9 protein-coding genes and 1 other RNA gene are annotated in these 15,484 nt (G+C 35.2%); 7 read left to right on the top strand and 3 right to left on the bottom strand.

What is annotated here, in order from left to right:
- The first annotated feature begins 12 nt into the window (after positions 1–12).
- Positions 13–1,440 (top strand): hypothetical protein, encoded by a 1,428-nt coding sequence (locus CPHY_RS21090; protein ID WP_012201890.1) that lies wholly within the window; start codon positions 13–15, stop codon positions 1,438–1,440.
- Between the two features lie 161 nt (positions 1,441–1,601).
- Here CPHY_RS21090 and CPHY_RS20150 read toward each other — a convergent pair whose 3' ends face one another.
- From CPHY_RS20150 to tadA, 3 genes are all read right to left on the bottom strand, one after another.
- Positions 1,602–2,153 (bottom strand): GNAT family N-acetyltransferase, encoded by a 552-nt coding sequence (locus CPHY_RS20150; RefSeq protein WP_012201889.1) that lies wholly within the window; start codon positions 2,151–2,153, stop codon positions 1,602–1,604.
- Positions 2,154–2,333: 180 nt separating this feature from the next.
- Complete coding sequence (locus CPHY_RS20145) at positions 2,334–3,032, bottom strand: anaerobic ribonucleoside-triphosphate reductase activating protein (RefSeq protein ID WP_012201888.1); 699 nt, start codon at positions 3,030–3,032, stop codon at positions 2,334–2,336.
- A complete protein-coding gene (gene tadA, locus CPHY_RS20140; protein ID WP_012201887.1) occupies positions 3,029–3,514 on the bottom strand; it encodes a tRNA adenosine(34) deaminase TadA in 486 nt (161 codons plus the stop codon). The genes CPHY_RS20145 and tadA overlap by 4 nt, the downstream gene beginning before the upstream one ends.
- A 349-nt stretch (positions 3,515–3,863) precedes the next feature.
- Between tadA and CPHY_RS21085 the strand changes: the two genes are divergently transcribed.
- The 6 genes from CPHY_RS21085 to CPHY_RS20115 all read left to right on the top strand — a co-directional run bounded on the left by CPHY_RS21085 (position 3,864) and on the right by CPHY_RS20115 (position 15,261).
- Positions 3,864–5,225, top strand: a complete 1,362-nt coding sequence (locus tag CPHY_RS21085) for an LCP family protein (protein WP_012201886.1) — start codon at positions 3,864–3,866, stop codon at positions 5,223–5,225.
- Between the two features lie 265 nt (positions 5,226–5,490).
- Positions 5,491–5,752, top strand: an RNA gene (ffs, locus tag CPHY_RS20430) — signal recognition particle sRNA large type.
- 257 nt (positions 5,753–6,009) lie between these two features.
- The gene (locus CPHY_RS20130) at positions 6,010–8,325 is read left to right on the top strand and encodes a cyclic nucleotide-binding domain-containing protein (protein WP_012201885.1); all 2,316 of its coding nucleotides are present in this window, start codon (positions 6,010–6,012) and stop codon (positions 8,323–8,325) included.
- 65 nt (positions 8,326–8,390) lie between these two features.
- Positions 8,391–9,938, top strand: coding sequence for a hypothetical protein (locus CPHY_RS20125; protein ID WP_012201884.1), 1,548 nt, complete (start codon positions 8,391–8,393; stop codon positions 9,936–9,938).
- A 171-nt stretch (positions 9,939–10,109) separates the two neighbouring features.
- On the top strand, positions 10,110–10,850 hold the full coding sequence (locus CPHY_RS20120) for a DUF6063 family protein (RefSeq protein ID WP_012201883.1): 741 nt from the start codon (positions 10,110–10,112) through the stop codon (positions 10,848–10,850).
- Positions 10,837–15,261, top strand: coding sequence for a chromosome segregation ATPase-like protein (locus tag CPHY_RS20115; RefSeq protein WP_012201882.1), 4,425 nt, complete (start codon positions 10,837–10,839; stop codon positions 15,259–15,261). The genes CPHY_RS20120 and CPHY_RS20115 overlap by 14 nt, the downstream gene beginning before the upstream one ends.
- The last annotated feature ends 223 nt before the right edge of the window (positions 15,262–15,484 follow it).

The raw sequence follows: 15,484 nt of genomic DNA, 5'->3' as shown, positions 1-15,484 counted from the left end.
AAGGGGTGCAGTATGACCAATTACAAACGCTTTGTATCGTATTTTTATCAATATGATTCGGGAAGAAAAAATAACAATACTGGATATGCGAGAATAGAAACTAGTGATGAAATGTGTAAGGTTTCTCTAAATTGTAATATTAGAACAATTCCTGGGCGGGCATGTAGAGTATACTTTGTAAAAAGAAACCGAGATCAAGCCGAAGGAATATTAGTAGGGACTGCAATCACGAAGGCAGATGGAGTAGAAGCTAGAGTTACGATGCCAAGAGGAGTTATGGAAGATACGAAGGTACGTTTCTACGAGGTCACTGGCATTGTTGTCTGTTTTTCTAAGGATAATTATTTTGTTACGGAATGGGATGATATCCCGATTACATATCATCAAGTAGCATCTTTTGAGGATAAAGTTTTAAATAATCGAGAAGAAGAGAAAGAAAAGGTTGAATCAAGGAAGCAACCTTCTGTTGTTGAGATTGTTGATACGAAGACAGAGAAGGTAATTGAGGTTGTCGAGGTACTACCAGAAAGCTCAAATCTAGTAAGTGGTACAAAGAATGAGGATAAGGAAAGGCTAGAAAAAGTTGATAATACTGAAGCAGTGTTGGATAATGCAGAAATATCTTTTGATAATTCATTAGAAAATATAGAAGATACCGTGGAAAATTCCATAGTAACGAATGATGCTGGTGTACAAGAAGAAACGATAGTACTTGATGAGGACAGGGTAACACAAGGAAATGTTGTAGAGCAAATAGAAAATGCAATAGTAGGAGATGAATCAGATGAATCACAAATAGAAGAAATAAAAGCTGCCGATATTACGGATTCACAAAGCTCGAGGGAGGAAATTTCTGAGGATAGTAATGGTGTGGAGAAGGGGAGAGAAGACGAAAGAAAAGAGGCAAACAAAGAGGTGGAATTTATGGTATCCTCTATTGAAGCAGCTAGGGCAGAGGGTTCCGTAGAAGCGGATGAACTTGTACTTGATGATAATGATGAGATGGTAAATGCCGCTGATTGTAAGACTACGCCCAGTATGTCCGAGAAGGATGGCTGGTGCGACCACCCTTCGGCAAGATCCATCATGGATCGTTTTCCTCATATGTATCCTTTTGATGACGGAGAAATAACCGAATGTGTTCGTATTGAACCAAAAGATCTTGGGTTACTACCTATGGATTCCTGGGTTCTCGGAAATAATAGCTTTTTACTTCATTCCTTTAGCACTTACCGTCATCTTCTCTTTGCCAGAAAGATGTCAAGAGAGGGAATTTACTATATGATTATGGTACCAGGTGCTTATAACATAAGGGAAAAACATATGGCTGGAATGTTTGGATTTAAAGATTTCAAATGTTCGAGAAGGCGTAAATTAAGAGATGGAGATTTCGGATACTGGTATGCTTATATCGATTATAGTAATGCAAGTACTTTCTAAAGATGGTTTAATGAAAGTATCACATTACTTTATAAAAATAGGGGAGAGCCTGATTTTTAGGCTTACCCCTATTCTGATGTTATTGTATATTAAATTACAAAGAGTATCTTATAAGATTTTGTGATTTATTGCTAATAAGTAGAGGATGAACTTTTTACTCATTAAATATCTGTGTAAAGCAGTGAATATTTGAGATGGTCTTCCCGCCTTCCACAGATTTCAAAACCCCCTCGTGTAATACCTTCTAGATGAAAGTTCAATCTTTCGATGAGATGAATGGAGGGGAGGTTATCTTTCATGATATCTGCTTCTATTCGATACAAATTGTAATCATGAAAAATTCTTGGTATTAGGAAGGAAATAGCTTCTGTCGCATAACCTTTATGTAGCTTAGAGGAGGCTAATTTATAGCCTATTTTGCAAGTATTATCAGGGCTTCTTTTTATGTGATAAAAGTTTACAGATCCTATAATCTTATGAGTATTACTTTTCTCAAATATATAATATCTGACTGCCTGATTATTTAAGAGTAACTGTTGCTCTGCAGCGAGAACAGACCGCTGGTGGTTAGAGGTGTAAAAGTTGTTAGGTCGAAGTGGTTCCCAAGGTTCGATATGAGAACGGTTTATTAGATAAAAATTGAGAACGGATGGAGCCCAACTTGGATCTAGAATTTTTAATACAAGATGATCGGTATAATATATTGAGTCCAAAAAACTCCTCCTTAAAACATAGATATACTTGAAAACATGTCGTCAAAGGCGGCACAAACAATGCATGAAAGTGTGAAGTTTTAGAATTTCTTAGCTAGCGTCTTTTGGCGCCTTAGAAATTCTTCCAACATTGGAAAACATGCCTGTTCAGTAATAGGCTGTGCGAAAATGTCTTTATTTTTACGCTTCGATCCCACGTAAAGAGGCATTAGGTAGATAGAGTTTTGTTATCTCAAGTAATTCAGTCAGTTCTTGTTTATTGTAACCGGTAAGATTAGTACCGATTAAGTCACCGGAATCAACAAACGCTTGTAGATAATAAGGAGATGGCCCTTGTAGCCATTTACCTATTCTCTCAAAATCTTTTTTGGTATGTAGCTCTTTTACAACCGTAGTACGAAATTCATAAGGAATCACTCCTTCTTTCAGAAGATTCACTGATTCATCTATAGTATCCATGTTAAGAATTTCAATCCCGCAAGTTTTTGCATAGCTTTCTTTGCTATTTTTTATATCCATTGCTACCATATCGACGGACTGTTCATCGATTAGTTGACGTATGAGCTTTGGATGAGTACCATTCGTGTCTAACTTTACAAAATACCCCATTGATTTTACTTTGCGAATAAAGTCAATAAGGTCTGGTTGCATCGTTGGTTCACCTCCAGAGATACAGATACCTTCTAATATATGTTTACGAGAGGATAGAAAATTTAGAATCTCATCTTCACTATATTGTGGAATTTCTTCTGAAGATATGACAAGAGAAGCATTTTGACAAAATGGGCAACGAAAATTGCAGCCCTTAGTAAATATCGTACAAGCAAGATGACCAGGGTAATCCAAAAGCGTTAGTTTTTGTAATCCACTAATTTTCATAACTTCTTACTTTCCTTTTCTCTCTTTTTTTGTTCCCGAAGCATGACAAAAAAGTCTTGCAATAACTTCGTACATTCCTCTTGCATAACACCTGTTTCTAGTTCTACCTGATGGTTAAATTGCTCCATTTGTAATAAGTTAAGAATGGAACCAGCACAACCAGCCTTCGGATTCATAGAACCGATAACAACGCGATCCATTCGGGATTGAACAATAGCCCCAGAACACATTTGACATGGTTCTAGGGTCACGTACATTGTACAACCTTCCAAGCGCCAATCGTTAAGATATCTTGAGGCTTTTTCTATTGCAAGTATCTCAGCGTGAGCTAGTGTAGTTTTTTTGGTATTTCTCTTGTTATAACCTCGAGCAATGATTTTATTATCATAAACGATAACGCAACCAATAGGTACTTCGCCAATTAAGGCGGCCTTTTTTGCTTGAACTATCGCAGCTTTCATATATTTTATTTTCTCATCCATTTTTAAAGTCTCCTTATAGCAACTACAATTTGCGTTTATTCTTCATAGGATGAATGGATTATGAAATCCACATGAATTATGAAATTCACATGTATTATGAAATCCATTTAGATTACAGAAGGATATCTCTATTATTATAGCATTTTACTGAAGAAGTACAAGGCTATATAACCCTGAACAAAGAGTGATTTGCATCTGTTATAAATTTATAAGATTTTGAACATTTATTTGACACATTCTGGGAATAAATTAATGTTTATAATAAATAGATAATGGGTATGATACAAAAGTTAGTGGTATTAGGTCTAAAGGAAATTAAATTCCAACAAATCTAACGGAGGATTAAGTTATGAAAGTTTGGGTTTTTAATCATAAGAAAACTAAAGAATCAAATGACTTATCGGAGGAAGAATCAAACAACTTATTGGAAGAAGGATCAAATGATTTATTAGAAAAATCAAATGGCTTATTAGAAGAATCAAATAACTTCTTGGATGAAGAGCAAAATAACTTATTGGATGAAGAGCAAAATGACTTCTTGAATGAAGAATCAAATGACTTATTAGAGAAAGATATAAATGACTTATCGGAAGAAGATTCAATTTATTTAAAATGGAAGAAAAAATACCGTCATTTTTTAGTAGGTTCCCTAGTAATTGTATGTATAGGAATCGTATCATTTACCGTTGGAACACGGTCAGGACGAGAAATTTTTTATAATTTAGCAGGTTTATTTCTGCATGAGGCCATGGACACTTCACCAGAAGTTCTTCAACCATTAGTAACGCCTTACCCAGATGATGATGTGGATTCCGAGGATGTGGTTGATCTCTTTTCAGAAACAGATATCACAGAAGTATCGGATAAAAATATCATACCTAGAAGTGAGGAGGGTGTAGATAATTTTCTGTTACTCGGAATTGAAGAAATTAATAACGCAAGAAATACAGATTCTATTATGATTGTCTCCATTAATAAAAAAAGCAAGGAAATAACACTAGTATCAATACTTCGTGATACGTATATTGAATATGAGAATCGAGCTAGAAAATTAAATGCCTATTATGCAGCTGGAGGAATGAGTACACTCATCAGTGTAATTGAGGAAAATTATCGTATTAAAATAGATGGTTATGCCTATGTAAACTTTGAGGCATTTGAGAAAGTTGTTGATGAATTAGGTGGAGTTGATATAGAACTAGGAGCGAAAGAAGCTGCTTACTTAAATGTAAAAAATTATATTTCAAATCCTACCTATCGGAATGTAAAAGCTGGAATGAATCATCTTAACGGTAACCAAGCACTTGGCTATGCAAGGGTTAGAAAGGTTGAAACTTTAGGTGGAGTGAATGACGATTATGGAAGAACCTTAAGACAGCGTCGTTTACTAACTGCTATATTTGATAAGTATAAAAAGAAAAATATATTTGACCTATTATCTATCACAACAAAATGTCTATCCTATGTAAAAACGAATGTTACTAGTGGGCAAATATCAGATACAATAGAATTTATTGTTGAGGATGGAATAACAAGCTTAAGTTCAGAACGTTTCCCTTACGATGGATTGTTTGAGGATCCTCATGAGTATAATGGTATTACTTATCCTATTCTTCCTAATTGGGAAGAAAATATAGTTCGCTTGTATCAAGATATATACAAAGACACGGAAGAGGAAGCAAGAGCTGCGTATTTAGCTACGGAGAATTAGGATAAGGTTTTTAAATTTGTGTTATTTCGAGTGGGATATCCTTGATACAATTACTTAGATTATATGCATTCATAATAGAAATAGCCATAATTTGAAAGTTCACTTGCCAGGGATAACTATTGACAAGTAAGAAAAAACAAAGTATACTAAACCTTACCTCGCACAAAGCTTATGTTTTGTGTCTGGTGAATATATGGTATCCAACTAAGGATACTGCTTATAAGGTAGCAATGAGACCATAGGTCTTTTTATTGTTATAAAGTTTCCGTGCAGCCGGGGAGATAGCGGTGCCCTGTACCTGCAATCCGCTACAGCAGGGGTGATGTCTTGCCTAGGATAACTTATTGCATAGCTGCCCTCTATAAGTGATGTTGACGTTTGGGTCTTACGCAATGAAAATTTGTGAATCGTGTCAGGGCAGGAATGCAGCAGCACTAAGCAAAACCTTTCGTGTGCCGTGAGGGAGCCTGAACCGAGTTAACTGTAGAGGTAACGTTTGTGGTAATTATTCGAAGCAAGGCGCACGGATTAAAAAATACATGACTAATTATCCATATATTATAATAAGAAATATGCCGATATAGAAAAAGTATAGCTTACTTTTTATATCGGTTTTTTTGTTTATATTTTCAATTTTCGATAAAAAGAGAAAATATACTTCCCCATTATACTAAATTCGATTATAATAAGATGAAGAAACATCTTGATTTTGGGGTTAGAGTGATAAATTATAAATCAAGGATGAGTAGAATTATAATTACACTAAAGCAAGGAGGCGCAGCATTTGTTATTAAAACCAAATACGGTCAATCAATTATTAAAAAACACCGTTATTTTTCAAGAACAAGAAGAAGTAACTTACATATGCATGGTGCTAAAAGGTCGTATAACTGCGATTAATCATGGGAGCCGTATCGTCCTAACGCAGGGATGTATGTTTGGCATTCATGATTTATTTATGGGTAGATATTTAAGTAATTATGTAGCATCAGAGGACGCAGTTATTTATCCTTTCCCGGTAAGTGGAGTGGATTCCCTTCATGAAATTTTTGCCTTCAATAAAGATTACCAAGGTGTTATCATTTATTCCCTTTGCTATCATATTAGGGAATTAAGTAGGGTATTAGAGGAAGTTAATCGTTGCGACGAGTCTCTATTTGAGTATTTAAAGGATGAATATTCCTATTATGTTAATGCAGGTCATAGCAATAAGATGCCTGTTTATGCTATACCTAAAATTGATGAATTAGAAGTTTATAATTCAGAGGTTGAATTTAATCATAGAGAAGCGGATTTCTTTTGTGAATGTTCCAATTTACCACTAGCTGCGGTAAAGACATTTTATGGGCATAGTGAGAGCATGACAATGGCACATATCGAGGATGCGTGCGCTATTCTTGCGAATCTTACATTAAATTGTCAAGAGGTTACTACTCATCTTGAGAATACCTTTCAGCTTCTTATGAACAACAGTGAAATGTGTCTCTATAAAAGAACAGTAGCACTATATCAGGATTTTAAGAAGGATGGTTTTGTTAATCAAGAATTAATGCGTCGAATTGACAATATGGTAGACCGCATTAATTCTGTAGACAAAGTATTATCGATATATACAAATCATAGTGTAACGCTGGAACGCAAAGAGTTTGAAGAATTGTATTTAAGTCTTGTGGTAGAAAGTGAACCAGAGGAAACTTCAAATAATGATACTGCAGATATTAAAGCTATGGTAGATTCTTTACATGGTTCGATGCGACAGATATTTAATTTCGTTGAGCTAGAAAAAGAAAAAGAAGTAGCCTTCTCTAAGGCAGTTGAATATTTTATAAATGCAGAAGATCGCTTATCTCCAGACGATGATATGAGGTTAAAAAGAAGGGAAATTACAAAGCTATATTATGAAATATATGAACGTGCTTTCCTAATATCCTATAAAAAGCAAAAAGCTATTCCTAAGGCAATTGATTTATTTTTAAGATATGGATTCGTAGATGAGCGATTATTAACCGAACAACAACTTCATTCCTTATGCAAATTAGATGCTGGAACAACAGATGGGCCTTGTCGTATTTATACGTTGTATGAATGGTTAAGCTTAATTATTCAAGGAAAAAGAGAACCATCCAAAAGTGAATTTGACTTAGAATATATGGATCATCTCAGAGCATTGCGTAAAAGAGGAGAAATCACAGAGAGTAAAGAGAAAGAGCTTCTCGTTGATATGGAGGAAAAACTTCATTATGAGATTACGAATATGTTCGCCTATAACAATAAGTTATTAAATGGACAAATCTCAATTTTTCTTCCTATCCTTTATAAAGAGCAATTCTACAATGTTATAGAGAAAGCTATTCTTACCAAGCAAAAAATTAATGATTCCTTTGAGAAGGTACTTGCAATTGATTACTCTGCTTTCCACCGTGAGTCCCTCTATGTCAATGCGGAAGCCGGAATAGAGAAAGAATATATTATGAAACAAGTATTTCCAGAGATTATCATTCTTCCAATTGTCGGTTCGAATGGTTCTATGTGGCAGGAGATTAGTAGTAAGAGAAGAAATAATCCGGGACGTTTTTTATTTCCACAGTTTATAGATTCCAATTTAGATGATATTATGATACGATTGTTTGGACGATTCCGTTGGGAATTATGCAGATGTATTCAGGGAACTGCTTGGAATGATTTAAAACATAAGTCCCTTACCTCAGAGTATGTAGATTATATTCAGTTCTACCGTAGAAATCATGATTTATCAGAGGAGCGGAAAGAAAAGTTAAAACTACAGATTCAAAAGGGAAGAAATAATACAAGAGAAATATTTGTTATAGATTATGAGGCATGGATTAAAGGAGAGGCGACTGGTGCCATTCGGCTGAATAAGGTGGCAAGAGAACTTCTTGCGACGTATTGTCCATTCTCTAAAGAGATACGTGAGAAACTATCTACGCAACCGTTGTTTGTGGAGGCGTTTGGTAGGAGCCAACGTAATACTGTTAAGAAGATCAGAGAATTAGAACTTCGTTTCCATGCATTAACTAAGGAAAAAATCGAGTTGACAAAGGAACTAGAGGACACGATGTTCTTCTATCGAGAACTTTAATATGTACTGCCCCAGTGGTTTTTCTGAGTAATCGCTGGGGTTGTTTGCGTTAATTTGGAGGTACCATGAACCATACACTACGGAGTGATATTGTAAATAATCATAGTACTCGTATGCAATATTTAAAAAAATACATACCATTTTTTTTATTGCAACAGGTATCTATGACTCAATTTAAGGATGGAAAATACGCCATTGTTGACATGGGATATGTCACAATGGCTCTTCTTCGTTATTTTATCGAAGAGAACCACTTTAATGAAAGGAGTGTTACCTATCAGGAAGTAGCAGAGTTTTTATCGGAATTATTAAGAAATGATTTTTCCTTATCCTTCTATGGAGAGGAAGAAAAGGAATTAATTGATTACCTTTTTGATAAGATAAAAAACGATGGAAAACCATTTGTTATGGATTATTTTGATCCGGTAGAAAAAAAACAAAAAACAACCAGAGTAAAACTAATAGAGAGTAAATTACTAGCTGGAAGTGTAGTGTACTCTGTTACCGCAGATGCAATCGAGTTTTATTTAGAAACCAAAGAGGTGAAGGAAGAAAGTAAGATTAATATCCAACAGCTCTTACTGGAAAAGATGATTGAGACCAAGAATTTTAAGGGTGGTACGGAGGTTGTTAGACGAATTAACAGTGAAGTCAATCGTCTTAGACTTAGAAAGCAGGAAGTCTTAAGTTTATTAGGTATCAATGTGTTTGAGGGTGCAAAAGCGTTAGAAGATTTTCAAAGAACGGGAATGCAGTGGTTTGACAGAGAGCAAAAGGCTTTTATTCGAAACAAGGAGTTAACGGATCAAGCGCTTAAAAAAGCAAGTGCAGCTGGGGTTAGCTACCAAGCTTCTTTAAAAGAAATCTATGAGCTTGAGACAGAACTAAAAAAGGCGATGACCAATCACAGCAGGCTCTTATCGGATTGTACTGAGCTTCAGTTGCGCTCTGATGAAATGATAAGAAAGCATAAATATAGTCGTTTTAGAAATGCTTTTGACTTTATGGATTATGTAGAAAAGGTGAAGAATAAAAATGATGTATCCTTATTAAAATCTATCGTTTCACCTTTATTTTCTCCAAAGATTACAAAGACATTTTACCTTGGAAATATTGATGAACTCCTAAGCTATACAGGTCAAAAAGAAGAAGTCGGTGAAACCGTTTTAGAAGTGGACGAAGTGATTTATCAATTCGATGATGAAGTTGAGGAAGAAAGAATATCACAAAATTATGAGGCGATGATAAAGACGCTACTTGATATGCTGCTTGTAAGGGAAAATTTCTCACTAGCACAATTCAATCATGAGCTTGAGCTAAAATTTTTTGATGATATCTTTAAGAATAGCGATTATTACTCCTTCTTAGTTCATCTAAGTCAAAAAAAGGAGTATGATCTCTCAGAGATAAGAAAGCGTCAGGATACCTTCTTTGATGGGTTCTTAGCGAGCTTTCTTGAGGAAGCAAGGCATGAGAGGTACCGAAAATTGCGCTTTTCTCTAAAACTTCTATCGGATCAGGAGGGAGAAGTAGAGAAGGTTACCCACTTAATCACTGATATTTCGGGGAATCGTGAGTTTGTTACGACCAACATTTTATTTGTACGTCATTAGGATAGCGTGAAAAATTAAGATTTTTCAAACTGCCTACTGAGAAGGCGTGGTTACAAGTGCGAAGAGAATTTCTAAGGCGCCTAAAGACGCTGCCTAAGAAATTCTAAAACTTCACACTGGTTTCATGCATGTCTGTGCAGTCAGAATGAGATAAGATAGGAGATTTATACAATGTTAAATAATAAAAATCTTGCAAAGGCCATGGAAGTTTTTCAGGCATTAATTATCGGAGAAGAAATTAGCTTGGAGACTGGAAAAAATGCAGATTATTATGAGGCTTACAGTAACAATGCTGAAGTTAATGATCTTGTGGAACAGATGGCGAAAGGGATGAATTTAAAAATCTACGATTATAATTATAGCCTTTTTTTAACTGCTGGAGACCACAATCGTGTATTTGGATACACAAACGAAGAATTAAAGCGTGCGATGGGACTACGTCTCAATAAGGAGCTATATCTTTGTTACTTTATCATATACAACATTATGGTTAGTTTCTATAGCGATTCTGCAACCTATACCTATACAGAGTATGTAAGAATTGAGGAAATTCTTGAAGCAATTAGCCGAAACCTTACAAATATGATTCGTAACATTAATATATTAGTACGAAATGAACTAGAAGAGAGCAGTTTTGAAACACTTGCATTAACATGGGATGAACTACCGGTGGTTAGCAGTGAAGATACGAATGGAATTCGTGCTGGTAGGGGTTCTAAGTCAGGTTATGTAAAGCTTGTATTTAACTTTCTTATTCTTCAGAACGTTTTTGTGGAAGCGCAGGAGAAGTATTATCCAACTAACCGTTTTCATGCAATGGTAAAAAACTACTTTGAAGAAGAAAGAGGCAGACTGTATGAGATGCAGCAACAACTAGAGGAAAAGGAGGGGCAGGAGGATGCCACACATTAATCGTATCCGTGTAAACAACGTAAAATATAACTTTGGTACGCAGGCGTATGATGATTTTATCATGAAGCCCTTCTGTCACAACACACTCTATGACCTTGCAAATGGCGGTGGTAAAAGTGTATTAATGCTACTTATGCTACAGAACATGATTCCAAATTGTACCTTAGATGAAAAACAGCCGATTGAAAAGTTGTTTCGTACCGGGGACGGAAGCCAGACCATCCATTCATTAATTGAGTGGAGATTAGATGATTACGATACCGAAAATAGCTTTCGTTATATGCTGACAGGATTTTGCGCAAGAAAAGCAACGAACCAGGTACCAGAAGAGGTAAAGGATACCGCCTCGATTGAGTACTTTAATTATTGTGTGTTTTATAGGGAATATAATGAAAATGATATTAAAAATCTTCCACTTGTAAAGGACAAAGAGAGGATTACTTATACAGGACTTAGAAAATATCTAAAGGATTTAGAACGTGATAATAATTATGAGGTTAAAATTTTTGACCGTAAGAAGGATTATCAGGCATTCGTTGCTTACTATGGAATTTATGAAAGTGAATGGGAGATCATTCGTGGTATTAATAAAACCGAAGGCCATGTAAGAACTTATTTTGAAACAAATTATAAAACTACTCGTAAAGTAGTGGAGGATTTATTAATCGAAGAGATTATTCAAAAGTCCTTTACACAAAAAGCAGGTAGCTCTGAGGAAGAAGAAACGATGTCCAAAACCTTACTCGATATTAGAGAAAAGCTTTTGGAATTATCTCGCTGTAAGGATGAAATTGCAAATTACGATAAACAAATAGATGTATTACAAAATTTCTCCCATCGTTTAGAGGGCTTCGTCGATTTATATCAGGAGAAAGAACAGTGCGAAGAGGAATTAAGGAAGGTATATCTAAAAGCTTCCGATATGACAGAGGAGTCGAAAGCAAAATACGAAAATCTAAAAAATCAGGTAAGAGAGAGTGAAGAAAAGCGTGAGGATTTAAAAAAACGCCTCGAAAGTATCCGAGTATTTGAAACAAAGAAAGAGACGATTAACCTTCGTGAGCGACTAGAAAAAACTGAAGAAGAGTATCAGATTCTGCTTGACAAGTTGCAGTTAAATGAAGCTCAGTTAATGAAAAAGGAATCAATGAATGATTACCTTGAATATCTTAGCGAGAAGCAGAAGAGAAATGAGGTATTAGAATCTATTCGTGCGGTTCAAAATAATAATTCTGACCTGCTATCGGAGATTCATTCCCTAGTATCTGAAAAGAAGAAGCGCCTAGATGCCTATAGAACAGAGTGTGTTTATTTCTTGGATAGCCTTAACCTTGAGATAATTGAAGTACAAAAGGCGCTTGAGGTCGTAAATGACAAGGCACTATCTGGAGAAAAAGAATATGCGGTTGTTACCCATCAATTACAGGTGCTAAATAGTAAGAGACAGGAGCTAGGAGAAAAGATTACGACCCTTTTAAGAGAGGCCAATCTTTTATTAATAGAGGAAACCGAAAAGCAAAAACAGGAAAGTGAAACAAAACTAAGTTCACTTAGAGAAAAGAAGAAGGTGACAGAGGAGAAAAAGTTACTAGAAGAAGCGTCCTATCAGGAAGCAAAAATCAGTGTAGCAAAGCTCTCACTTCAAAGTACTACCTATAAGGATCAGCAAGAGGAAGAAGAAAAACAGATTGAAAAAATTGTTATAGAGCGAAAAAAATTAGATCAACTACTTCATGCTTATGGGCAAAGTGGACTTAAAGAGTTAAAGCAAGAGATTTACAAACGACTTAGAAAAGTTATTCAAACAATTGCTTCAGAAAAAGAAATTGTGTTGAAACTGAAAAAAGAAAAAGAAGACTTAGAGTTAGGACGTTTCTCTGGCAATGAAGGGGTGTTACAGCTAGCGGCTTCAACACTGAAATCACATTATGGCATTGATGCAGTGACAGGGGTAGAGTACCTTCATTCCCTAGATGCAAAGAAACGAAGTGACTTAAGTTTAAACCTACCATATCTTCCATACTCTATCATCCTTAAAGGAGAAGTAAGTACAGAAGAAATTATGCTAAAAGGGAAAGAATTTGAGGAATATGTAATCCCGGTAATTCTGGAACAAAGTTTAGATTGGGTAGATAAGTTATCACTACCAAAAGGAATTAGCTTATTGTCAAAGGATCAGAGTATTCTTTTTGATGAGGAACGTATTAAAAAGGAAGTTAATAAACTTGAGGATGAAATTAAGGATAGAGAAAACCGCATCTATCGATTAGAAGATCAGGAAAAGACATATTCAGAAGATGAGGAAAAGGTGTCTCTCTATCAGGGAAATCAAGAAGAAGTATATGAGCAGTTGATGGAAAGTACTAAAGCACGAAAGCACAAATTTGAGGAAGTAGAAATTGAGCTTAGAAAAAGACGTGAAGAGTGTGAAGAGAGAGAAAATCAGATCATAGCTTTCGGTCAGTTAGTTGTTGAAATACAAAAAGAGATAGAGTCAACAGGTAGAGAGTTAAGAAATTTAGAGGAGTTACTTATTCTTAAGAAAGAGTTTACCTCTTGTGAAACTGAGCTTTTTAGGGAAGAAACAAGAAAACAAAAGATAAAAGAACTTTTATCTCAAGTAGCACAAGAAAAGGTAATGTTATTTGAAAAAGGTAAGGAGCTTGAATCTGTTAGAAATTCTAACAAAGAAGCCTTAAATAAACAGGAACTCTTATGGGAAAGTAAATACCAGATTTATTATAAGGACGGGGAGCATAAAGGAATATCTCTTACAGAAGAAGAGCTAACAACGAAACTCCATGGATGTTTATCTGCGTTAGAATCAAAGCATACAGATTTAGAAGATAAAAATCGTTTAGTAAATTCTTATGTGAATGCTATGAATCGTTGTCTTAAGAGTATTCAAGGTAGAAGCCTCTCCGTTTCATTGTTAGAACAGATGCAACAGGAAAATCGTCTTTTTGAAACAAGCGAAAGTGAGATTTCCTCATTAAGAGAAGTTTGTATATCACTGGAAAAGGAAACTGAAAGTGCGAAGGCAACCTGCGATACTCTCCGTTCGGATTATCAAAGGCTTCTTGGTAAGTGTGATCAAGCGGTTAGTGCATTAAAAGAACAGTATGGGGATGGTCCTTTTGAGTCTTTTGATGGCTTTGACTTAGAAAGATTAGCAATTGATACCAAAGAGCAATTTAATCGTTTAGAAGCAGAGGCAAAGAAATATCAGAGCGTATTGGAAGCTTGTAAAAAAGAAGAAGCATTATTCGAAGAGATGAAAAAAGACATCGTTCGTATGCGAAAAGTTGCAGATACGTCCACATTTGAGACCACCATAGACTCTAATCGAGTAAAATACACAGGGCTTAGCGCAGATGAGATATTCTCAGAATTGAAGGAGCTTGAGTCACATTTCATTGAGAATGAAAAAAGTGTAAAACAAAAGCAGGAGGAATTTGCTCATAATAAAGGTAAGACGATGGATTCCTTAAAACTTCTAGGTGCCGTTATGTTAGCGGATGAGATAAGCCAGAATGTAAAGCGTCCGAACACAGAGTCTGAGACCAGAAAATTAATTAATAGCCTTAGTGAGGTCAATGACTGTTTAACGTTAGAAAAAGACCGTATCTTTAAGGGAATTGAAGATATGCAAAATATCAAAGACAACTTTGAAAATCAGTGTTTACAGCGTTGTATTTATATTAAAACAGAACTGGAACGACTTCCTAAGCTTTCTCGTATTACTTTGGAAGGAGAATTAATTCCAATGATTTCTCTTCACATTCCTTATGTGAAAGAAGAGTTTTATAAGGATAAGATGTCCTCTTATATTGATGAAATTGTAAAGGGAGCGGATTCTATGAAGGATATCAATGATAAACTTAAGTTTATTCGCAACGCACTGTCTTTAAAGAAGTTATTTTCTGTTATTGTCACTGATATGAATGCAATTAAGCTTAGTTTGTATAAGAGAGAACGTATCAAAGAACAAAGCCGACATCTTCGTTATGAAGAAGCGGTTGGAAGCACAGGACAGTCACAGGGTATCTATACACAGTTTTTAATTTCGATTATTAACTATATTACGAATATCAATTCTCATAGGACAGAAAATAGTGGATTACGTAAGGTTATCTTTATTGATAATCCATTCGGTGCAGCAAAGGATGTCTATATCTGGGAGCCAATTTTTGAACTTCTTAAGGCGAATCAGGTGCAGTTAATTGTTCCTGCCAGAGGTACAACACCAGCGATTACGAGCCGATTTGATGTTAACTATATCCTTGGGCAAAAATTAATTGATCAAAGACAACAAACTGTTGTGGTAGATTATCATAGCTCAGTAGAAGCAAGAGAGACTGAATTTACTCCATTAAAGTATGAGCAGACGAGTTTTGAGTTTTATCAATAAAAGAATGAGCGGTTCTGTAAAAAATTTAATTATACTTATTTTACTATAGTAATAAAAAATTTTTATTATATTATTGGTACACCTGGTTCTGGATACGGACCAGGAGGATAAGGATATTTAGACTGATTGCTTTTGGAACTTATCAAGCTACGTTGGAAGCAATCGAATGATAAAAGTCATAATATTATAAACGTAGTGAACAGTCTAATGTAATATAAAAAGA

The organism is Lachnoclostridium phytofermentans ISDg (assembly GCF_000018685.1).
Lineage (GTDB): Bacteria > Bacillota > Clostridia > Lachnospirales > Lachnospiraceae > Lachnoclostridium > Lachnoclostridium phytofermentans.
This window is presented reverse-complemented; position numbering and strand designations above follow the sequence as displayed.

Bases quoted from the DNA above. Each gene is read 5' to 3' on its own strand.
- CPHY_RS21090 (WP_012201890.1), top strand. From the start codon at position 13: ATGACCAATTACAAACGCTTTGTATCGTATTTTTATCAATATGATTCG.
- CPHY_RS20145 (WP_012201888.1), bottom strand. From the start codon at position 3,032: ATGAAAATTAGTGGATTACAAAAACTAACGCTTTTGGATTACCCTGGT.
- tadA (WP_012201887.1), bottom strand. From the start codon at position 3,514: ATGGATGAGAAAATAAAATATATGAAAGCTGCGATAGTTCAAGCAAAA.
- CPHY_RS21085 (WP_012201886.1), top strand. From the start codon at position 3,864: ATGAAAGTTTGGGTTTTTAATCATAAGAAAACTAAAGAATCAAATGAC.
- CPHY_RS20125 (WP_012201884.1), top strand. From the start codon at position 8,391: ATGAACCATACACTACGGAGTGATATTGTAAATAATCATAGTACTCGT.
- CPHY_RS20120 (WP_012201883.1), top strand. From the start codon at position 10,110: ATGTTAAATAATAAAAATCTTGCAAAGGCCATGGAAGTTTTTCAGGCA.
- CPHY_RS20115 (WP_012201882.1), top strand. From the start codon at position 10,837: ATGCCACACATTAATCGTATCCGTGTAAACAACGTAAAATATAACTTT.